This window comes from Streptomyces sp. NPDC037290 (assembly GCF_055603245.1).
Genome location: NZ_JBVJVZ010000011.1, coordinates 178,445 through 196,926, shown reverse-complemented (window position 1 = coordinate 196,926; position 18,482 = coordinate 178,445). Strand labels below are relative to the sequence as shown.

At 73.2% G+C, this 18,482-nt stretch carries 20 protein-coding genes and 2 tRNA genes; 8 read left to right on the top strand and 14 right to left on the bottom strand.

Annotated elements, in window-relative coordinates:
- Nucleotides 1-54: 54 nt before the first annotated feature.
- Nucleotides 55-762 (bottom strand): transketolase, encoded by a 708-nt coding sequence (locus ACZ7HQ_RS32035; RefSeq protein ID WP_470997469.1) that lies wholly within the window; start codon nt 760-762, stop codon nt 55-57.
- Between the two features lie 124 nt (nt 763-886).
- Here ACZ7HQ_RS32035 and ACZ7HQ_RS32030 point away from each other — a divergent pair.
- Nucleotides 887-960 (top strand) — tRNA-Pro (locus ACZ7HQ_RS32030).
- Between the two features lie 176 nt (nt 961-1,136).
- On the top strand, nt 1,137-2,063 hold the full coding sequence (locus tag ACZ7HQ_RS32025) for an adenosine kinase (protein WP_470997466.1): 927 nt from the start codon (nt 1,137-1,139) through the stop codon (nt 2,061-2,063).
- A 127-nt stretch (nt 2,064-2,190) separates the two neighbouring features.
- On the opposite strand, the gene ACZ7HQ_RS32020 is transcribed toward ACZ7HQ_RS32025, so the two are convergent.
- The 5 genes from ACZ7HQ_RS32020 to ACZ7HQ_RS32000 all read right to left on the bottom strand — a co-directional run bounded on the left by ACZ7HQ_RS32020 (nt 2,191) and on the right by ACZ7HQ_RS32000 (nt 7,174).
- Nucleotides 2,191-2,988, bottom strand: a complete 798-nt coding sequence (locus ACZ7HQ_RS32020) for a COG4705 family protein (RefSeq protein WP_470997463.1) — start codon at nt 2,986-2,988, stop codon at nt 2,191-2,193.
- Between the two features lie 191 nt (nt 2,989-3,179).
- Entirely contained in the window at nt 3,180-3,707 is a 528-nt protein-coding gene (locus ACZ7HQ_RS32015; RefSeq protein WP_470997574.1) for an NUDIX hydrolase family protein, read from the bottom strand.
- Between the two features lie 16 nt (nt 3,708-3,723).
- Entirely contained in the window at nt 3,724-4,905 is a 1,182-nt protein-coding gene (locus ACZ7HQ_RS32010; RefSeq protein ID WP_470997461.1) for an amidohydrolase family protein, read from the bottom strand.
- A gap of 2 nt (nt 4,906-4,907) precedes the next feature.
- Nucleotides 4,908-6,311, bottom strand: a complete 1,404-nt coding sequence (locus tag ACZ7HQ_RS32005) for a type I glutamate--ammonia ligase (RefSeq protein WP_470997458.1) — start codon at nt 6,309-6,311, stop codon at nt 4,908-4,910.
- 50 nt (nt 6,312-6,361) lie between these two features.
- The gene (locus ACZ7HQ_RS32000) at nt 6,362-7,174 is read right to left on the bottom strand and encodes an SAM-dependent methyltransferase (protein WP_470997455.1); all 813 of its coding nucleotides are present in this window, start codon (nt 7,172-7,174) and stop codon (nt 6,362-6,364) included.
- 163 nt (nt 7,175-7,337) lie between these two features.
- Here ACZ7HQ_RS32000 and ACZ7HQ_RS31995 point away from each other — a divergent pair, with 163 nt between their 5' ends.
- Nucleotides 7,338-8,192: a Cof-type HAD-IIB family hydrolase gene (locus tag ACZ7HQ_RS31995; protein ID WP_470997452.1), complete on the top strand. Its 855-nt coding sequence runs from the start codon at nt 7,338-7,340 to the stop codon at nt 8,190-8,192.
- A 32-nt stretch (nt 8,193-8,224) separates the two neighbouring features.
- Here ACZ7HQ_RS31995 and ACZ7HQ_RS31990 read toward each other — a convergent pair whose 3' ends face one another.
- The 5 genes from ACZ7HQ_RS31990 to ACZ7HQ_RS31970 form a co-directional block, all read right to left on the bottom strand.
- Entirely contained in the window at nt 8,225-9,028 is an 804-nt protein-coding gene (locus ACZ7HQ_RS31990) for an SAM-dependent methyltransferase (protein WP_470997449.1), read from the bottom strand.
- A 49-nt stretch (nt 9,029-9,077) separates the two neighbouring features.
- Nucleotides 9,078-9,725 (bottom strand): HhH-GDP family DNA glycosylase, encoded by a 648-nt coding sequence (locus ACZ7HQ_RS31985; protein WP_470997447.1) that lies wholly within the window; start codon nt 9,723-9,725, stop codon nt 9,078-9,080.
- Nucleotides 9,726-9,760: 35 nt separating this feature from the next.
- Nucleotides 9,761-10,102, bottom strand: a complete 342-nt coding sequence (locus ACZ7HQ_RS31980) for a DUF3140 domain-containing protein (RefSeq protein ID WP_470997445.1) — start codon at nt 10,100-10,102, stop codon at nt 9,761-9,763.
- A 30-nt stretch (nt 10,103-10,132) separates the two neighbouring features.
- Nucleotides 10,133-10,624, bottom strand: coding sequence for a Dps family protein (locus tag ACZ7HQ_RS31975; protein WP_470997443.1), 492 nt, complete (start codon nt 10,622-10,624; stop codon nt 10,133-10,135).
- 76 nt (nt 10,625-10,700) lie between these two features.
- Entirely contained in the window at nt 10,701-11,513 is an 813-nt protein-coding gene (locus ACZ7HQ_RS31970; RefSeq protein ID WP_470997441.1) for an alpha/beta hydrolase, read from the bottom strand.
- Between the two features lie 162 nt (nt 11,514-11,675).
- On the opposite strand from ACZ7HQ_RS31970, the gene ACZ7HQ_RS31965 reads away from it, so the two are divergent.
- From ACZ7HQ_RS31965 to ACZ7HQ_RS31955, 3 genes are all read left to right on the top strand, one after another.
- Nucleotides 11,676-12,863 (top strand): thiolase family protein, encoded by a 1,188-nt coding sequence (locus ACZ7HQ_RS31965; protein WP_470997440.1) that lies wholly within the window; start codon nt 11,676-11,678, stop codon nt 12,861-12,863.
- A gap of 61 nt (nt 12,864-12,924) precedes the next feature.
- The gene (locus ACZ7HQ_RS31960) at nt 12,925-14,439 is read left to right on the top strand and encodes a long-chain-fatty-acid--CoA ligase (protein ID WP_470997437.1); all 1,515 of its coding nucleotides are present in this window, start codon (nt 12,925-12,927) and stop codon (nt 14,437-14,439) included.
- 95 nt (nt 14,440-14,534) lie between these two features.
- A complete protein-coding gene (locus ACZ7HQ_RS31955) occupies nt 14,535-15,317 on the top strand; it encodes a sulfite exporter TauE/SafE family protein (protein ID WP_470997435.1) in 783 nt (260 codons plus the stop codon).
- Here the strand turns inward: ACZ7HQ_RS31955 and ACZ7HQ_RS31950 are convergent.
- Nucleotides 15,306-16,094, bottom strand: coding sequence for an HAD-IIA family hydrolase (locus ACZ7HQ_RS31950; RefSeq protein WP_470997572.1), 789 nt, complete (start codon nt 16,092-16,094; stop codon nt 15,306-15,308). The two genes, ACZ7HQ_RS31955 and ACZ7HQ_RS31950, sit on opposite strands and share 12 nt — an antisense overlap.
- A gap of 69 nt (nt 16,095-16,163) precedes the next feature.
- Here ACZ7HQ_RS31950 and ACZ7HQ_RS31945 point away from each other — a divergent pair, with 69 nt between their 5' ends.
- Nucleotides 16,164-16,910: a cobalt-precorrin-6A reductase gene (locus tag ACZ7HQ_RS31945; RefSeq protein WP_470997433.1), complete on the top strand. Its 747-nt coding sequence runs from the start codon at nt 16,164-16,166 to the stop codon at nt 16,908-16,910.
- Between the two features lie 7 nt (nt 16,911-16,917).
- On the opposite strand, the gene cobF is transcribed toward ACZ7HQ_RS31945, so the two are convergent.
- Both cobF and ACZ7HQ_RS31935 read right to left on the bottom strand, forming a co-directional pair.
- Nucleotides 16,918-17,691 (bottom strand): precorrin-6A synthase (deacetylating), encoded by a 774-nt coding sequence (gene cobF / locus ACZ7HQ_RS31940; RefSeq protein WP_470997430.1) that lies wholly within the window; start codon nt 17,689-17,691, stop codon nt 16,918-16,920.
- A gap of 79 nt (nt 17,692-17,770) precedes the next feature.
- Nucleotides 17,771-18,277 carry a DUF309 domain-containing protein gene (locus tag ACZ7HQ_RS31935; RefSeq protein WP_470997427.1) on the bottom strand — a complete coding sequence of 169 codons (507 nt, stop codon included), beginning with the start codon at nt 18,275-18,277 and terminating at the stop codon, nt 17,771-17,773.
- A gap of 105 nt (nt 18,278-18,382) precedes the next feature.
- On the opposite strand from ACZ7HQ_RS31935, the gene ACZ7HQ_RS31930 reads away from it, so the two are divergent.
- Nucleotides 18,383-18,456, top strand: a tRNA-Pro gene (locus ACZ7HQ_RS31930).
- The last annotated feature ends 26 nt before the right edge of the window (nt 18,457-18,482 follow it).

The window sequence follows — 18,482 nt, the reverse complement described above, 5'->3', positions numbered from 1 at the left end:
CCTTTCCGGAGAGCAGGAGAGCAGGAGAGCGAGAGAGGGAGGAGCGGGTGACGGTCAGGCGTTCTTGGGCTCGACGCGGGCCACGACGACGTGCGGCCGCCCGGCATGCGGCGCGGTGAACGCTGCGTACAGGGCCTCGTGGTCGCGCCCGTCGACGGTCACCGCGGACCATCCCGCGGCCTCGAACCGTGCCGCGATCCCCCCGGGCAGCGCATGGCTGGCGGAGGAGTTGTCGATGACCACGGCGTGCAGCCGCTCCAGGCCCGCGGGCCCGGCGAAGGCGATCGCCTCGTGATTGCTGCCCTCGTCCAGCTCGGCGTCCCCGATCAGCACCCACACCGCCGGGTCGTGCAGCTCCTGCGCCCGCAGCCCCAGCGCGGTGCCCACGGCGATCGGCAGCCCGTGTCCGAGCGACCCGCTGCCGATCTCCGCCCCCGGCACCAGCACCCGGTCCGGGTGATGCCCGAGCGGGGAGTCGTACGCCCCGAACCCGGGCAGCCATTCCTGTGGCACGAATCCCTTCGCGGCCAGTACCGCGTAGTACGCCATCGGCCCGTGCCCCTTGCTCAGCAGGAAGCGGTCCCTGCCCGGATGCTCCCGCTGCTCCGGCGTGACCCGGAGCACCCGGTCGTAGAGCACCCACAGCACGTCGAGCGTGGAGGTGGCCGCCGGGCCGTGCTTCTCGTCGCCGGTCATGAGACTCATCAGGCCGGGCAGGTCGTCGTAGCCGTACGTGCGGTCGTCATCCGCGGTGATCGTCATGCCGTGATCGTGCAACCTCAACCAAGCTTGAGGTCAACCAGGAAAGTGAGGCGCGCCCACCGATCCGAGTGCGGTATTGTTTCCCTGCGCGTTTCGACCGGGGAAACCCCAGGTCAAACGGCATCGGGACGTGGCGCAGCTTGGTAGCGCACTTGACTGGGGGTCAAGGGGTCGCAGGTTCAAATCCTGTCGTCCCGACAGAACGGCGAAGCCCGCTGACGTGGATCATCGATCCAGGTCGGCGGGCTTCTTCGGGTTCGGGGGGGGGCGATGCCACCCGTCGCGAGGCACTTGCCGAAAGTTTCAGCAAGTTCTTGCCGCGCCCCCGCCCCGCTGTTTGACTCGGCTGACGACGACAGCCCGAGAGGATCCCGATGGCCACCGACATCGACGTCCTGGTCCTGGGGGGCGCGGGCGTGGACACGATCGTCCACGTCCCCGAACTGCCGCTCCCGTTCTGCGACAGTTACATGATCCGGCCCGGAATCACGACCCGCGCGGGGCAGAGCGGCGACTTCGTCGCGCTCGGACTGACCGCGCTGGGCCTGCGCACCCATCACCTCGACATGATCGGCGACGACCACGAGGGAGACCTGGTCCGCGCCCTCCACCGTGACCACGGCATTCCCCTCACCGCGATCCCGCAGTCCGCGGGCACCAGGCGCGCGGTCAATCTCGTCGGACCCGACGGGCGGCGGCTGTCCCTCTACGACGACACCCGCGCCCATGCGTCGGACCGGCTGCCCGAGGCGACGGTACGGGGGCTCGCCGCCGCCAGCCGCCACGCGCACGTCGTCATCACCCACCCCTGCGCGCAGGCGCTGCCCGTGCTGCGCGAGGCCGGCGTCACCCTCTCGACCGACCTGCACAACTGGGACGGCGTCAACCCGTACCACGAGCCGTTCGCCCTGCAGGCGGATGTCGTCTTCGTGTCCGCCACCGCCCTGGCCGACCCGGAGCGCACGATGCGCGACATCGCCGCCCGCGGCCGGGCCCGGATCGTCGTGGCCACCGCCGGCGCCGAGGGCGCCCGCCTGCTGGCGGACGGCGAGGTGACGCACGTACCGACGGTCACGCCCCCCGCCCCGGTGGTGGACACCAACGGCGCGGGCGACGCGTTCGCCTCCGGTTTCCTGCTCGGCTGGCTGAACGGCGAGGACCCGCGGCGCTGTGCCCTGTACGGAGCGATCGCCGGCGCTCACGCCTGCACCGTCCCGTCGACCCGCACCGATGCCGTCACCCGCGCGGAACTCCTCGCCCGGGCCGCCGGGGCGGTGCAGCCCGCCGGAGGACACGGATGACGGCTGCCTGCACTCCGGGAGCGAGACCGGGTACGCGACCGGGGACACGACGGGGTGGTCCTCGGCGCGGGGGTGGGTGGGGCGGAGACCGGCGAAGGCTCTGACAGGAACCCTTCGACCCTCCGCGTCAGGACAGGGGCTGGGTGTCCCGGCGCGACACCGCCAGGTACGCCACGAAGCCCACGATCGCCGCCGTCCAGGACAGCGTCACCGGGCCAAGCCCCCAGTCCAGGCCGCCGCGCCGGGTCGGCAGGGCCATCCAGTCGGCGAGGGACGCGCCGAGCGGGCGGGTGAGGACGTACGCCGTCCAGAACGCGGTCACCGCGCCCAGCAGGCCCGCGCGGTGGGTGAGGGCCGGGACGCAGATCGCGACGGCGAACAGCGCGACCGAGCCGACGTAGCCCAGGCCGATCGTCGCGGTGAGGTCGCCCGCCGCCGTGCCCAGCGCGAACGTGGCGAGGACGGCCGCCCAGTAGTAGACCTCGCGGCGCCGGGTGCGGATCGAGTGGATGGACAGCGTGCGCTCGGTCCTGTACCAGAGCGCGAAGACGGCGGCCAGGGCGAGGAGGAACAGCGGGGTGGACAGGGTGTAGGGGACGCCGACGGCGACGTGCAGCGCGTCCGCGGCCATCGTGCCGAACACGCTGACCATGACGATCGCCGTCCAGTAGACCCAGGCCACGTACCGGCGGACGGTGAACTGCAGCACGAGTGACGCCGCGAAGGCCAGACCGCCGAGACCGACCGCCGGGATCGGCCCCAGAGTGTGCCCCAGGAAGTCGGAGGCGGTCTCGCCCATGCCGGTGGTGAGGACCTTGATGATCCAGAAGTAGACGGTGACCTCCGGCACCTTCGTCGCGCTCTCGCGTATGCGCGCGCGGGCGTTCCCGCGAGGCCGGTCGTCCAGGACGTGCTCTGTGCTCATGGCCCGCACCCTGGCACGTCCAACTGTGCTTTCCCCAGCCCCCTTTGCCATTGTTTTGGGGCTTCTGGTGCAGCTGTTGCCACGGGTGGCGGCGAACCTGAACGCGACCTGAACGGGGCACGGAAAGCCCTGGTCAGCGGCCCGACCGGCCTGATAGACAGGCGGGTCGGGCGGCCGCCGGGCCGCCGGCCTCAGTACGTCAGGCCCACATGGGCGAGTGCCTGCTTCAGCAGCACCCCGTGTCCGCCCGGCATCTCGCTCTGCACGGCGGGGGAGGCGGCCTCCTGCGGGCTGAACCAGACGAGGTCGAGCGCGTCCTGCCGGGGACGGCAGTCGCCGGTCACGGGGACGATGTAGGCGAGGGACACCGCGTGCTGGCGTGGGTCGTGGTACGGCGTGATGCCCGCCGTGGGGAAGTACTCCGCGACCGTGAAGGGCTGCAGGGACGCCGGGACGCGGGGGAGCGCGACCGGGCCGAGGTCCTTCTCCAGATGGCGCAGCAGGGCGTCGCGGACCCGCTCGTGGTGCAGGACGCGGCCGGAGACGAGGGTCCGGCTGACCGTCCCCTCGGGGCCCATCCGCAGCAGCAGCCCGATGCTGGTGACTTCGCCGCTGTCGTCCACGCGCACGGGCACGGCCTCGACGTACAGGATCGGCATCCGGGCCCTGGCCATTTCCAGCTCGTCCGTGGTCAGCCAGCCGGGCGTCGTCTCGGTCATGTCAGACATTGCTTGATCATACTTTCCGGGCGGGGCGTTTGCCGGGGTCACGGGCCGGGTCGTCGTCGGACACGGGCGGTCCGTAGAGGCGTCGGGCGTTGTCACGGCCCGTCCAGGCCGCTATCCGCAGGGCGTCGGGCAGACTCAGCTCATCCGCGTCGAGGCGGGCCTGGAGCAGATCGGCGAGCCCTTGGCGGAAGCACAGGGCGCCGAGGTGATGGAATTCGGCCACTGCGTAGGCGTCGGAGCTGTACAGCAGTTTGCGGAACGGGGTGATCTCCAGCGCCTCCTCCAGCACGGCCCGGCAGCGGGCCGGGCCCGTGTGGTGCAGGGCGAGACCCACGTCCAGGTACACCTGCTCGAACACCGCGGCCAGATAGGCGGCTTGGCGGTGGTACGGCCAGCAGTGCAGCAGCAGCACCGGGACCCTGCCGGGGAGCAGGCGCAGCCAGTCGGTCAGCAGGGCCGGATCGGCGTGGTGCAGCCGCAGGTCGGCGTCCCCGAACCCGGTGTGCAGCTGCAGGGGCAGGCCCAGGTCCACCGCGGTCCACAGCAGGTGCCGTACCAGGACCGGGTCGGCGAGGCGGCCGCCGTCCGCGAGCCAGTGCCGGGCGGCGCCGGTCACCTCGGTGTCCGTCGGCCGGGCCGGGTCCAGGGCGAAGCCGGTGCGGTAGGCGGCCACCGACTTCACCGCGACCACGCCCGGCCGGCGTACGGCCTCCTCGGCCGCCGTCCGGAAGGCGGCCGCGTACCCGTCCGGCTCCACGCCCCGCGCGGCCACCGCCTCCGCCACCTGTTCCAGGCGTACGACCTCGAAGGCGGCGGCGCCGGCGGCGTCCGCCAGCTCGGCCGGGGAGGTGAGCGGGTGCGACGCGTAGCCGGTGTCCACCAGGAACACCCCGGCCCGCGCGGCGCGCAGGAAACGGCGGTTGACCTCCTGCCAGCCCAGGGTCGAGCGGCGGGCCGCGTAGTCGGCCGGCGGCGCGTGCCGGGGCAGGTCCAGCAGGGGCGCGCAGTGGCGGCGTACGGCCACGCCCGCCGGGGTGTCGAACGGCGAGACGCCGGGCCAGGCCTCGCCCTCGGTCAGCAGCGACGCGAACTCCGCGGACGCGAGGTCGGCCGTCACGGCGCCGTGGCAGTGATGGTCCACCAGCTCCAGCTCGGCGAGGGCCTCGTGGACCGGTCCCGGCGTGACCACGGTCAGTACACCCAGCGGTAGGCCGCCGCCACCCGCTCGTCGTCGAGGCCCTCGACGGCCGCCGCCTCGCCGAGCCGTACGGCGGTCACCGCGTCCGCGAGGACCGGGCCCAGCGCGGCCCGCAGCACCTGGTCCGTGCGGAACTCCCGGGCGGCCTCGGACAGGGACCGCGGCAGCCGCCGCACGCCGAGGGCCGCCGCCTCGTCCGGGCCGTACCGGGCCGGGTCGCCGGTGATCTCCGCCGGGAGGCCGAGGGACGAGCCGAGCCCGTCGAGGCCGGCGGCGATGACACAGCCGAGGGCGAGATAGGGGTTGGCGGCCAGGTCGACCGGTTTCACCTCCAGGTTGGCGTCCCGCGCCCCGCGGCCCGCCGTGCCGGTGACCATCCGCAGGGCGGCCTCGCGGGTCTCCCGGCCCCAGGCGGTGAACACCCCGGCCCACTGCGACGGTCTGAGCCGCAGATAGCTGGCCGGGCTCGGCGCGGTGACCGCCGTCAGCGCCGGGAGGCGGGCCAGGATCCCGGCGGTGAAGGACTCCGCCGCCGGCGTCATGCCGTACCGGCGCTCCCCGCCCGCGTACAGGTTCGTACCGTCGCGCCAGCAGGACAGGTGAAGATGACCGCCGTTGCCGACGCCCTCGGCGGACACCGCGGGCGAGAACGAGACCCTGAGACCGTGCCGCTGGGCGACCGCCCGGACCGTCTGCCGTACCAGCACGCTGCGGTCGGCCGCCGCCACCGGGTCCAGGGCGCCCACCGAGACCTCGAACTGCCCCGCCGCGTACTCGGGGTGGAGCTGGTCGACGTCCACGCCCTGCGCGGCGAACGCGGCCAGCAGCTCGGCGCAGTAGTCGCTCAGCTCCACCTGCCGGATCCCCCCGTACGCCGGACCGGACACCGCCGGCACGAACTCCCCGGACGGTGCCGAGCCCAGCCCGACCGCCCACTCCACCTCGATCGCCGCCTCGAAGGTGAGGCCGTGCCGTTCGGCGGCGCCGGCGACGATCCGGCGCAGAAGGGTCCGGGCGCAGCCGGGGTGCCGCTCGCCCTCCTGGGTGATCCGGTCCACGGGCGCCCAGGCCCAGCCGGGCTGCCCGGCCATTGCGACCAGCTGGTCCAGGTCCGGGTAGAGCCTGAGGTCGCCGTCCGGGGAGCCGAGGACGTCGGTGGTGACGATCGAGTCGTTCGCCAGGAAGGTGTCGAACACCGGGGACATGCCGACACCCCAGGACACCGCCGCCTCCAGCCGCGCCGTCGGGATCGTCTTCACCCGGCACACCCCCGCGGTGTCCACGTAGGCCAGCACGATCCCGCGCACGTCCCTCGCGGCGAGGTGCGCGGTGAGTGCGGCGACCCGGCGCAGATCCTCCGGACGCCCGCCGGGCACGGGGTCGGCAAGGGTGGTCATACGTCCTCCTCGGCTCACGTCCTCCTCGGCGGGGCGGCCCGGGGCCGGTGTCAGGGTTTCACGGCGACCGCGCCGAACTGCGGCACCGCGGCGGCGGACGCCGACCCTGCGCGCCACTGCGAACAGGGCACCAGACCCGGCTCGACCGGTTCGAGGCCCTGGAGGAAGCCGGCGATCTCCGCGCGGCTGCGGGCGGTGATCGGCGGGGTGGCGTTGGCGTTCCAGAACTCCATCGCGGCCACGTTGCCCTCACCGCCCACGTCGGCGTCGTGGGTCGGGTGGGTGAGGACGAGGTGGCTGCCCGAGGGGAGCGCCGTCATGAGCCGCCGCACGATGTCGCGGGCCTCGTCGGTGTCCAGCACGAAGTTCAGGATGCCGAGCATCATCAGCGCGACCGGCCGGGTCAGGTCCAGGGTCTCGGCGGCGCGCTGCAGGATGCCGTCCGGGTCGCGGACGTCGGCGTCGACGTAGTCCGTGACGCCCTCGGGGGAGCTGGTGAGCAGGGAGCGGGCGTGCACGAGCACGATCGGGTCGTTGTCGACGTACACGATCCGGGACTCGGGCGCGATCCGCTGCGCGATCTCATGGGTGTTGTCCACGGTCGGCAGGCCGGTGCCGACGTCCAGGAACTGCCGGATCCCGCGCTCGGCCGCGAGGAACCGCACCGCTCTGGCCAGGAACTCCCGGTCCGCGCGGGCCACCGCCCGGATCACCGGGAACATCCCGGCGACGTGCTCACCGACCCGCTGGTCGACGTCGTAGTTGTCCTTGCCGCCGATCCAGTAGTTCCACACCCGGGCGTTGTGCGCCACGGAGGTGTTCAGCTTCACCGGTCCGGCCGCCGGGGAGTGGCCCTCGGTCACGTCGCCGCCCTTCTCCGCTTCTCGGTGCTCCGCCGTCATTGTGCCGCCCGCTGATCGCGCTGTCCCGCAAACGCGTACCCCGGGCGGTTCGGGGCGGCCGAAGGGGCGCCCCGGCACATGAGGAACACTGGACCGGTACGCCGTCCCCGACCGGAAGCAGGACATGCCCGCCACGCCCGCCCCCCTCCTGGACGTCCCCGGCCTGCCCGCGGGCCCCGCCGACATCCGGCTGATCGTCACCGACATGGACGGCACGCTGCTGGACGACGCCAAGCGGATCCCCGACGGCCTGTGGCCGATGCTCGCCGAGCTGCGCCGGCGCGGGGTGCTGTTCAGCCCGGCGAGCGGCCGGCAGTACGCCACGCTGGCCGGGCAGTTCGCGGATGTCGCCGAGGGCATGGTGTTCATCGCGGAGAACGGCACCTACGTGGTCCGTGACGGGGTGGAGCTGAGCTCCGACACCCTCGAGCCGTCCGTGGCCGCCGGTGTCGCGCGGACGGTACGGCGGCTGGTGGCGGCCGGTGTGGACGTCGGCGCCGTGGTGTGCGGCAAGCGGTCGGCGTACGTCGAGCGGACCGACGAGGCGTTCCTGGCGGAGGTGCGCAAGTACTACGTCGAGCACCGGATCGTCGAGGACGTCACCGCCGTCGAGGACGACGTGATCAAGGTCGCGCTGTTCGACTTCGGGCCCGCCGAGCACTCCACCGCCCCGGCCCTCGCCGAGTTCGCCGCCACCCACCAGGTCGTCGTCTCCGGCGAGCACTGGGTGGACGTCATGAACCGCACCGCCAACAAGGGCAGCGCGCTGCGCGGCCTGCAGCGGGCCCTCGGCGTCACGCGGGCGCAGACGATGGTCTTCGGCGACTACCTCAACGACCTGGAGATGCTCGACGCCGCCGACTGGTCCTTCGCCATGGCCAACGCCCACCCGGAGGTCGTCCGCCGGGCCCGCCACCTGGCCCCGTGCAACAACGAGGACGGAGTGCTGCGGACCATCTCCCGCGTCCTCGGCCTGTGACCCGGCGGCCGGCCGGGCACCGGGTCCGTGCGTCAGCGCCCGGGCTTGCGGCCCACGGCTCCGTACAGCGAGACCGGTCCCGCACCGTGCGGGTCCCCGTCCGCGCGCCACGCGTCGACCGGTACGACGCCCGGTTCCAGCAGGTCGAGTCCCGTGAAGAACGCGGCCACTTCGTCCCGGGAGCGTGCGACCAGGGTCACTCCGCCCGCCGCGTAGGCGGCGATGCCCTTCTCGACGTTCTCCGGTTCGAAGTCGGCCGTCATCGTCGACAGCACCAGCAGGCTGCCCGGCGCCAGCGCGTCGACCAGCGTCGAGACCACCTCGTGGGCGCCGTCCGCGTCGGGGACGAAGTGGAGCAGCGCGATCAGGGAGAGGGCCACCGGCCGACCGAGGTCCAGGACCTGGGCGGCCTGTTCGAGGATGGCCCGCGGATCGCGCGCGTCGGCCTGTACGTACTCGGTGACGCCCTCGGGCGTGCCGCGCAGCAGCGCGTTCGCGTGGGCCGGCACGATCGGGTCGTTGTCGACGTAGACCACGCGTGCGTCGGGCGCCACGGCCTGGGCGACCTGGTGCAGGTTCGGCTCGGTCGGTATGCCGGTGCCGATGTCCAGGAACTGGCGGACGCCGTCCTCGGCGAGCGTGCGCGTCACCCGGTGCATGAACGCCCGGTTGGCGCGCGCCGCCCGGCCGGCGCCCTCGTCGATCGCCATGATGCTGCGGCCCAGCTGCTCGTCGACGGGATAGTTGTCCTTGCCGCCGAGGAACCAGTCGTACACCCGGGCCGGATGCGGCCGTGTGGTGTCGATGTGCTGCGCGGCCGGTCCGGTCCCCGTCACGTGTGCTGCTCCTTCGCTCCCACCCGATGCGAGGAGCAGTCTGACACGATCATCCGGTGCGGCGGAGACAGTCTTCGGCCACCTCCTTGTCGAGTGCGGCGCGCACCAACGCGGCGGCGAGGGAGGCCGGTTCGGCGTCCCCGGCCAGCCGCGTCAGCTTCTCGGGGTCCTTCGGCAGCCCGAGCCGCCGCGCTCCGTCGAGCGCCTTGCCGTCGATGTAGGGCGCGATCCCGGGCCACACGCGCTGTGCCTCGCGCAGGAAGATGTCGGCGCCGGCCGGGCCGACCCCCGGCTCCTCCTGGAGCAGTCGCCTGAGTTCGCCGGTGTCGCCGTGCGCCTCCTCGTGCAGCCGGCGCAGGTCCCCGGCCCAGCGGTCCAGCAACAGCTCGGCGCCCTCCCCGAGTTGGGTGGCGGTGCGCTCGTCGTAACGCCGGTAGCCGCCGCGGCCGAGCGCGTCCACCCGCTGCTGCCAGTCGGCCTCGGCCATGCGGCGCGGGCTGTCCAGGTGGTCCTCGTGCAGGGCCTGCGCGGTGGCCACCGCGACCGAGGCCCGGATCCGGGCGCTGAGCAACAGGGCCAGCACGAGCAGCCGGTACAGCGGCTGCGGGGTGTCCTTCAGCCTGATGCCCGCCTCCTCGGCGTACGTCTGCCCGTAGGCGGACACCAGCTCGTGCAGGACCCGTTCGTCGCGGTTCATGACCAGGGCCTCCCGGTCTGCGGGTGGAGCGGGTGCTACGGCTTGAGCGGGTCGTGGCCCAGTGTCATCAGCCGGTGGCGGCGGGCGTCGTCCGCCGCCGTCTCCGGCTCCGGCTCGTTCTCCGGGTCCACGAGGGCCTCGACCGTGTCGACGACCTTGTGCATCACGCGGATGTCGTCGTCGGTGAGGTCGGTGCGGCGTTTCTGGAGGATGGCGAGGACATGCTGCCCGGTCGGGGTGCCCGCCTCCTCGGGCAGGGGCTCCGTCTCCTCCGTGGCGTCACGGACCCGGAGCCAGGCCGCGAGCTCCGCCGACGTCATGTTCACCACGCGGTGGAAGTCCTCCCACAGCGCGTCGAGTTCGAGTGTGTCCGCCATGGGTTTCCCCTTCCCTGAGGGTGTGTCGTGTCAGCCGGGGGCGTTCTCGCGCGGGTGGTTCTCGGCCTCGAACATCCAGCGCTGCTTCTCCAGGTCGGCGGTGATCGAGATCAGCAGGTCCTGGGTGACCGGGTCGGGCTTCTCCGTCGCCGCGATCCGCTCGCGCAGCCGGCCGATGGCCGCCTCAAGCGAGGACACCATCAGCTCCACCACCTCGGTGTCGCGCAGCCAGCCGTCCTTGGTGCCGGGCAGCGCGAAGGTCCCCGCGACGGTCTCGGGCCGGCCGTCCGGGGACACGCCCAGCGCGGCGGCGCGTTCGGCGACCGTGTCGGAGTGGGCGCGCGCCGTCGCGACCACCTCGTCCAGCTGGAGGTGGATCGACCGGAACCGCGGACCCACGACGTTCCAGTGCGCCTGCTTGCCGATCAGCGACAGCCCGAGCAGGTCCACCAGGGTCTCCTGCAGGGCGTTCCCGGTGACGCCGAGGGCCTCCTCGGGCAGCGTGCTCTTGACCACGGTCATGGTGCGTCCGTCCCCTTTCGTCGTTCTTGCCCGCAGGGGCGGGTGCCCAGTGCCCTGGGGGGTAAAACAGGCCTGGTCAGCGGGGCATTGCCGAGTCCAGGAAGCGGAGCACCTCCGCGAAGACCTCCTTCTTGCCGGTCTCGTGGAACACCTCGTGCCGGGCCCCGGCGAAGATCCGCTCGGTCAGCCGGCCGCCGGCGAGCCGCTCCACGCCGGTCCGGCTGCCGGGCAGCGGCACCAGTCGGTCGTCGTCGCCGTGCAGCCACAGCAGCGGCAGATCGCCCACGTTCCCGGCCTTGCCGACGACGTCCAGGGTCCGGGCGAACGCCTCCAGCGTCGGCCGCTTCATCGGCCCGTGCCACACCAGCGGATCGCGGGAGTAGGCGGCGCCGACGGCCGGGTCCCGGGACAGCGCGGCCGGGCTGACCGGGGTGTCCGGGATCTCCGGAAGGGCCAGCAGCCGGCCCGGCAGCTCCCAGGCGCCGATCACCGGCCCGGAAAGGACCAGCGCGCTCAGCTCGGTGCCGTACCGCTGGGCGTAGCGGGCCGCGATCAGTCCGCCCATGGAGTGGCCGACCAGGACGAGCGGCAGGCCGCCGGGGTGTGCGCGGCGGGCGAGTCCGGCCGCCGCGTGCACGTCGGTGACCACGTCCTCGAAGTCCTCGATCAGCACCCTTTCCCCGGCCGACCTGCCGTGGCCGAGGTGATCGGGCGCGTACACGGCCGCCCCGTGCCCGGTGAGGACGGCGGCGAGCTCGTCGTAGCGGCCCGCGTGCTCGCCGTACCCGTGCGCGATCAGGGCGAGGTACCGGGGCGCCGGGTGCGGCCACTCGCGCACGGCGACCGAGCCGTGGGTGCCGTCGAGGGTGTGCTCGCGGACGTGGGGCATGTCTCCTCCGCTCTCCTGCGCCGACTCGGTGAAGGTCAGGGGGATCTTCCCAGGGGGCCGGTCCGCGGTCTATAGTCCAAAACTAGCAGTGCTAATTAAGTGTCCCGTGTGGTCCGCTGATCGACAGTGCCGTCGATCGGTCGTAGGTCAGGAGTCGAAGCCGTGCGTCCCGTCCACTTCGCGGCCGCCCGCCGCACCCCCATCGGCAAACTGCGCGGAGCGCTGTCCTCCGTCCGCCCCGACGACCTGGCGGCGACCGTGGTCCGCCACCTGGTGGCCGACGTGCCCGCCCTCGACCCGGCCCGGATCGACGACGTCTACTGGGGCGCGGCCAACCAGGCCGGCGAGGACAACCGCAACGTCGCCCGCATGGCCGCCCTGCTCGCCGGCCTCCCCGACTCCGTGCCCGGCGCCACCGTCAACCGGCTGTGCGCCTCCGGCCTGGAAGCGGTCACCGCCGCCGCCCGCACCATCGCCGCCGGTGAGGCCGACATCGTGATCGCGGGCGGCTCGGAGTCGATGAGCCGCGCCCCCTTCGTGCTGCCCCGCCCCGACGAGGCCCTGCCCCAGCGCATCGAGACCTGCGACACCCGCCTCGGCTGGCGTCTGGTCAACCCGGCGATGAAGGAGCTGCACGGCCTGCTGTCCATGGGCGAGACCGCCGAGGAGGTCGCCGAGCGGTACGGCATCTCCCGCGAGCGGCAGGACGCCTTCGCGCTGCGCAGCCACCAACGGGCCGCCGCCGCACGCAAGAACGGCCACTTCGACGACGAACTGCTGCCCGTGGAACGCCCGGACGGGATCGTGGTCGAGCAGGACGAGTGCGTGCGCGAGGACACCTCGCTGGACAAGCTGGCCCGCCTCAGGCCGGTCTTCCGCCAGGGCGGCACGGTCACGGCGGGCAACGCCTCGCCGATGAACGACGGCGCGGCCGGGCTGCTGCTGGTCAGCGAGGAGGCCCTGAACGAGCTGGGCCTGGAGTCCCTGGGCCGCTATGTCGCGGGCGCCTCCGCCGGGGTCCACCCCGACGTGATGGGCATCGGCCCGGTCCCCGCCACCCGCAAGGTGCTGGCCCGGGCCGGCTGGGACGTCGCGGGTCTGCAGGAGGCGGAGTTCAACGAGGCGTTCGCCGCGCAGGCACTCGCCTGCGTCGACCAGCTGGGCATCGACCCGGACCTGGTGAACCCGACCGGCGGCGCCATCGCCCTCGGCCATCCCCTCGGCTGCTCGGGCGCCCGCATCCTCACCACCCTGCTGCACCGGATGCGGCGCACGGGCGCCGAGCGGGGGCTGGCGACCATGTGCGTGGGGGTGGGGCAGGGCAGCGCCGTGCTGGTCGAGCGGCACTAGCGCTTTTCCCACGGGGGGATCCGGTCGGTCGAGCCACAGCTAGGAAACGGAGCACCACTCCATGGCAACCCTGTCCGTCGCCGCCATTCTCGCCGAGAACGCCCGGCGTCGACCCGACAAGACCGCGCTCGTCGAGGGCGACCTGCGGCTCACCTTCGCCGAGGTGTGGCGCGGGGCGCTGGCCCAGGCGGGCGCGCTCACCGGCCTCGGCGTACGGCCGGGGGACCGGGTCGCCCTGATGGCGCCCAACACCGCCGAGTTCCCGCTCGCCTACTACGCGATCGCGGCGGCGGGCGGAGTCGTCGTCCCCGTGCATCTGCTGCTGTCGGCCGGCGAGGTCGAGCACGTCCTGAGGGACAGCGGGGCGAACCTGCTGCTCGTCCACCCCGGGCAGGCGGCGACCGGACGCGCCGCCGCCGAGGCCACGGGCGTCCAGGTGACGGTGCTGGGCGATGAGTTCGACAAGCTGGCGGCCGGCGCCGAGCCGCTGCCGTCGTACGTCACCCGCGCCGTCGACGACCCGGCGGTGATCTTCTACACCAGCGGGACGACCGGCGTGCCCAAGGGCGCGGTGCTCAGCCACTTCAACATCGTGATGAACGCGACCGTCAACGCCTTCGACGCCAACGACGTCCGCGCCGGCGACATCGCCCTCGGCGCGCTGCCGCTGTTCCACGCGTTCGGCCAGACCGTGTCGCTCAACTCCACCTGGCGCGCCGGAGCCACGCTCGTGCTGCTGCCCCGCTTCGACGCGGCCCGCGCCATCGAGCTGATGGCGAAGGAGGGTGTGAACACCTTCCACGGCGTGCCGACCATGTTCGTCGCCCTCGCGGCGGCGGCCCAGGACGCCGAGGCGCTCCCGGAACTGCGCCTGTGCATCTCCGGCGGCGCCTCGCTGCCCGTCGCCGTGCTGGAGCGGTTCGAGGCCGCCTTCGGGGCGAAGGTGTACGAGGGGTACGGCCTCTCGGAGACCTCGCCGACGGCCACCGTCAACCAGCCCGTGTTCGGCACCAGGGCCGGCACCATCGGCCACCCGCTGTGGGGCATCGACGTGGAGATCGCCCGTGCCGAGGTGGAGGGCCGCATCGAACTGCTGCCGCCCGGCGAACTGGGTGAGGTCGTCATCCGCGGCCACAACGTCTTCTCCGGTTACCTCGGCCGCCCCGAGGCCACCGCCGAGGCGGTCGTGGACGGCTGGTTCCGCACCGGCGACCTCGGGGCCAAGGACGACGAGGGCTTCCTGAGGATCGTCGACCGCAAGAAGGACGTCATCATCCGCGGCGGCTACAACGTGTACCCGAGGGAGGTCGAGGAGGTGCTGATGCGCCACCCCGGCATCGCCCAGGTCGCGGTCATCGGCCTGCCCGACGACCTGCACGGCGAGGAGATCTGCGCGGTCGTCGTGCCGGCGCCGGGCAGCGCGCCCGACGCCGCGGCGATCACCGAGTGGTCCAGGGAGCACCTCGGGCGGCACAAGTACCCGCGGCGCGTGGAGTTCACGGACGCGATGCCGCTCGGGCCCAGCATGAAGGTGCTCAAGCGGGAACTCCGGGCGCACTACGCGGACAGGCCGTAGCGGACGGCGCGGGCCGCTCACCGCAGGCGGCAGGGATCACCTGGCGAGACGGTCCTTACGCCGGAGGGTTGTCCGGACATAGCATCGGTCCCCGCATGAACACGATGACGCTCTGGCACATATCCGGCGGGGAGTTCGCCGCGCTCGCCTTCGCGGCCCTGCTCGTCGGCTTCTCCAAGACCGCCGTGAGCGGGGCCAACACGGTGAGCCTCGCGATCTTCGCGGCGGTCCTGCCGGCCCGCGCCTCCACCGGTGTGCTGCTGCCCGTCCTGATCGCCGGGGACGTGCTCGCCGTCCTCACCTACCGGCGGCACGCCCACTGGCCCACCCTGTGGCGGCTGTTCCCGGCCGTCGCGGCCGGTGTGGTGGCCGGCACGCTGTTCCTGATGTGGGCCGACGACGGGATCGTACGGACCTCGATCGGCGCGATCCTGCTGCTGATGGCCGGCGTCACCCTGTGGCGGCGGCGCCGGCCGGAGACCGCGGAGCGGGCGGAGGAGCCGGACGCGGTGGGAAGCCGGGCGGGCCGGATGACCGCGCGCTCGTACGGCGTGCTCGGCGGGTTCACCACGATGGTCGCCAACGCGGGCGGCCCGGTGATGTCGCTGTACCTGCTGTCGGCGGGCTTCCGGAAGCTTGGCTTCCTCGGCACGTCGGCGTTCTTCTTCCTCATCGTGAACGTCTCGAAGGTGCCGTTCAGCGCGGGCCTCGGTCTGATCGACGGGCGGTCGCTGCTCCTTGACGCCGCGCTCGCGGTGTTCGTGGTGCCCGGCGCGCTGTTCGGCACGTGGGCCGTGAGCAGAATCAACCAGCGACTCTTCGACCAGCTCGTGATCGTGGCGACGGTCGTGGGCGCGGTGCAACTGCTACTCCGCTAGCCCCAGCAGCGCCGGAAGGTCCGCGAAGGAGTCCAGGACGTGGTCGGGGGTGCCGCTCGCGCCCTCCAGCGTCTCCTGCTGGAACTTCCCCGTCCGCACCAGCACCCCGGTGAGCCCGGCCCGTTGGGCCGCGAGCACGTCCGACTCCACGTCGTCGCCCACCATCAGCGCCTGCCCGGCGCCGACGCCCAGCCGGGCCAGCGCCGTCTCGAAGAACACCCGGGACGGCTTGCCCGTCACCTCCGCCTCGACCCGGGCCGCCCGCTCGAGACCGAGCAGAAAGGCCCCCGAGTCGAGCTGCAGCCCGGCCTCGGTCCGCCAGTACAGGTTGCGGTGCATGGCGACCAGCCGGGCACCCCGTTGGAGGTGTCCGAAGGCCCGGTTGAGCGCCGCGTAGTCGAACTCCGGCCCGGCGCCGCCGAACACGACCACATCAGCGGCGTCGTCATCGTCGGCCACGAACGTGACGTCACCGAGGTCCTGCGCGATGTCCCCGCTGTTGACCAGCGCGCAGCGGGCGCCGGGGTGGTGCTCGTTCAGGTGGGCGGCGGTGACGGAGGGCGCGGTCAGGACCTCCTCGGCCGCCACGTCGAAACCGGCCCCGCCCAGCGTCTCGGCGATCGACGCCCGGGTCCGGGACGTCGTGTTCGTCACCAGCGCCACGCCGAGCCCCGCCGCGCGGACCGCGCGCAGCGCCTCCACCGCACCCGGCAGCGGCTTCCAGGAGACGGTGAGGACACCGTCGATGTCGATCAGCACGGCACGTACGGATTCGATGGCCTCCATACCGAGACCGTAGCGACCCGGACGCCGGACGGGCCCGTACGACCTCGTACGCTCACCCCTATGCCTGCGCACGTCCTGATCCTCGGCGGCACCACCGAGGCCCGCCGCCTCGCCGCCGACCTCGCCGCACACCCCGGGGTCCGGGTCACCACGTCCCTGGCGGGCCGGGTCGCCCGCCCGGGGGCGGTCGCCGGCGAGCTGCGGATCGGCGGCTTCGGCGGTGCCCAGGGCCTGGCCGACTGGCTGCGCACGCACCGCGTCGACGCCCTGGTCGACGCCACCCACCCCTTCGCCGAGACCATCACGGCCCACGCGGCCCACGCGGCGGCCGCCACCGGAGTGCCGGCGGTGGTGCTGCGCCGCCCCGGCTGGCGGCCGGGCCCCGGCGACCGCTGGTACGACGTCCCGTCCCTGGCCGCGGCAGCCGACGCGCTGCCCGGTCTCGGCCACCGGGTGTTCCTCAGCACCGGACGCCTCGGCCTCGCCGCCTTCGCCCACCTGACGGACCTGCACTTCGTCGTACGCTCGGTCGACCCGCCCGGGCCGCCCCTGCCCCCGGACACCCAACTGGTCCTCGCACGCGGTCCGTTCACCGTGACGGACGAGACGAACCTGCTGCGCACCCACCGCATCGACGTCCTCGTGACCAAGGACAGCGGCGGCGAGGCGACGGCCGCGAAGCTGACGGCGGCGAGGGAACTCGGGCTGCCCGTGATCGTCGTACACCGCCCTGCGCTGCCGCGGGGCGTCCCGGCGGTGCCCGACGTGGCAGCCGCCCGGGAGTGGCTGGACCGCGTCACGGCATGAGGAGGCGTCAGGCGTCCCCGGGGTTTCTGCGCAGCAGGTACGTGTCCATGATCCAGCCCTTGCGCTCGCGGGCCTCGGCCCGCACCCGCTCGATGCGCGGGCCGGCCTCGGCGATCGGGCCGGAGACGAGGATCTCGTCCGGAGTGCCGATGTACGCGCCCCAGTAGATGTCCATGTCGTCGTCGGCGTACCGCCGGAAGGCCTGGTGTGCGTCCAGCATCACGACCACGTCGTCCACGCCCTCGGGGAAGCCCTCCGCCAGCCGCCGCCCGGTGGTGATCTGCACCGGGCGGGCCACCCGGTTCAGGCCCGTGCGATGCCGGGCGACCAGCGCGGAGACGCTGCTGATGCCGGGTATGACGTCGTACGCGAACGCGACCGCGCCCCGCTCCAGGACCTCCTGCAGAATCCCGAGCGTGCTGTCGTACAACGCCGGATCGCCCCACACCAGGAAGGCGCCGGTGCCGTCCTCGCCGAGTTCCTCGGCGATCAGCCGCTCGTAGATCCCCGCGCGGGCGCTGCGCCAGTCCTCCACGGCCGGGGAGTACGCCTGGCCGCCCGCCCGGCGGTCCCGCTCCGGGTCACGGGCCTCCACCACCCGGTACGACCCCTCGGGCAGATGCGCTTCCAGCATGTCCCGGCGGAGCTGGGTCAGATCGCTCTTCACCTCGCCCTTGTCGAGCAGGAAGAACACGTCGGTGCTCCGCAGCGCCCTGACCGCCTGCAGGGTCAGCTGGTCCGGGTCGCCCGCGCCGATACCGATGACATGAATCTTTCGCACGCCCCGAGTCTGCCGCATGCCACTGACAGCGGGTGCGCCGCCTCCACACGCCGTACCCGGGCACCCGTCACGTGATGCGTCAGGAGCGGAGCCGGGGCGCCTCGGCCGTCGCGTCCACGGGCCGGCCCCCGCTCTCCACCCGCCCCGCCAGTTCGCGCGCCCACCGGGCGAGCCCCGCGAGATCGACCCCGTAGGGCCGGTCCTCGCCCTGGTCCCTCTCCCATTCCTCGACCGCCCCGGCGCCCCGGCGCAGCAGGCGCGCACCGCCGACGGCGTTGCCGCGGGCCGCGTGCGTGAGCCCGACCGCCAGCTGGGCCAGGCCCCGCCACAGCGCGCGCTCCTCCCGCGGCCCCGACTTCCAGGCGTCCTCGAACACCTCGTGCGCGTGGAACGGCTTGCCCGCGTCCAGCAGCTCCTGCGCCTGGGCGACCGTCTCACGCGGCGTCCGTACGACGCCCTCCGGCTGCCGCGCGACGCCCTGCGCGCCGTACGGCAGCGGGCGTCCGAGCCCGTCCCGGGGCCGGGCGTTGCGCGCCCGCCCCTCCACGTCCCGGTCCCTGGCATCCGATGCGCCCGCACTCGTCATACGGCCGATTGTCCCCCGCTCCGCCCGGGCCCTCTTCGGCCCACCACCGCACGTGGGGTAAAGTGCTGTTCGCGCGATCACGCGGGGCACCGTGGGTGAGCGCATCGGGACGTGGCGCAGCTTGGTAGCGCACTTGACTGGGGGTCAAGGGGTCGCAGGTTCAAATCCTGTCGTCCCGACTTGTGAAGACGCAGGTCGGAGGCCG

Coding starts and splice junctions, on each gene's coding strand:
- ACZ7HQ_RS32035 (WP_470997469.1), bottom strand. CDS start 762: ATGACGATCACCGCGGATGACGACCGCACGTACGGCTACGACGACCTG.
- ACZ7HQ_RS32025 (WP_470997466.1), top strand. CDS start 1,137: ATGGCCACCGACATCGACGTCCTGGTCCTGGGGGGCGCGGGCGTGGAC.
- ACZ7HQ_RS32020 (WP_470997463.1), bottom strand. CDS start 2,988: ATGAGCACAGAGCACGTCCTGGACGACCGGCCTCGCGGGAACGCCCGC.
- ACZ7HQ_RS32015 (WP_470997574.1), bottom strand. CDS start 3,707: ATGACCGAGACGACGCCCGGCTGGCTGACCACGGACGAGCTGGAAATG.
- ACZ7HQ_RS32005 (WP_470997458.1), bottom strand. CDS start 6,311: ATGACCACCCTTGCCGACCCCGTGCCCGGCGGGCGTCCGGAGGATCTG.
- ACZ7HQ_RS31995 (WP_470997452.1), top strand. CDS start 7,338: ATGCCCGCCACGCCCGCCCCCCTCCTGGACGTCCCCGGCCTGCCCGCG.
- ACZ7HQ_RS31985 (WP_470997447.1), bottom strand. CDS start 9,725: ATGAACCGCGACGAACGGGTCCTGCACGAGCTGGTGTCCGCCTACGGG.
- ACZ7HQ_RS31980 (WP_470997445.1), bottom strand. CDS start 10,102: ATGGCGGACACACTCGAACTCGACGCGCTGTGGGAGGACTTCCACCGC.
- ACZ7HQ_RS31975 (WP_470997443.1), bottom strand. CDS start 10,624: ATGACCGTGGTCAAGAGCACGCTGCCCGAGGAGGCCCTCGGCGTCACC.
- ACZ7HQ_RS31970 (WP_470997441.1), bottom strand. CDS start 11,513: ATGCCCCACGTCCGCGAGCACACCCTCGACGGCACCCACGGCTCGGTC.
- ACZ7HQ_RS31960 (WP_470997437.1), top strand. CDS start 12,925: ATGGCAACCCTGTCCGTCGCCGCCATTCTCGCCGAGAACGCCCGGCGT.
- ACZ7HQ_RS31955 (WP_470997435.1), top strand. CDS start 14,535: ATGAACACGATGACGCTCTGGCACATATCCGGCGGGGAGTTCGCCGCG.
- ACZ7HQ_RS31945 (WP_470997433.1), top strand. CDS start 16,164: ATGCCTGCGCACGTCCTGATCCTCGGCGGCACCACCGAGGCCCGCCGC.
- ACZ7HQ_RS31935 (WP_470997427.1), bottom strand. CDS start 18,277: ATGACGAGTGCGGGCGCATCGGATGCCAGGGACCGGGACGTGGAGGGG.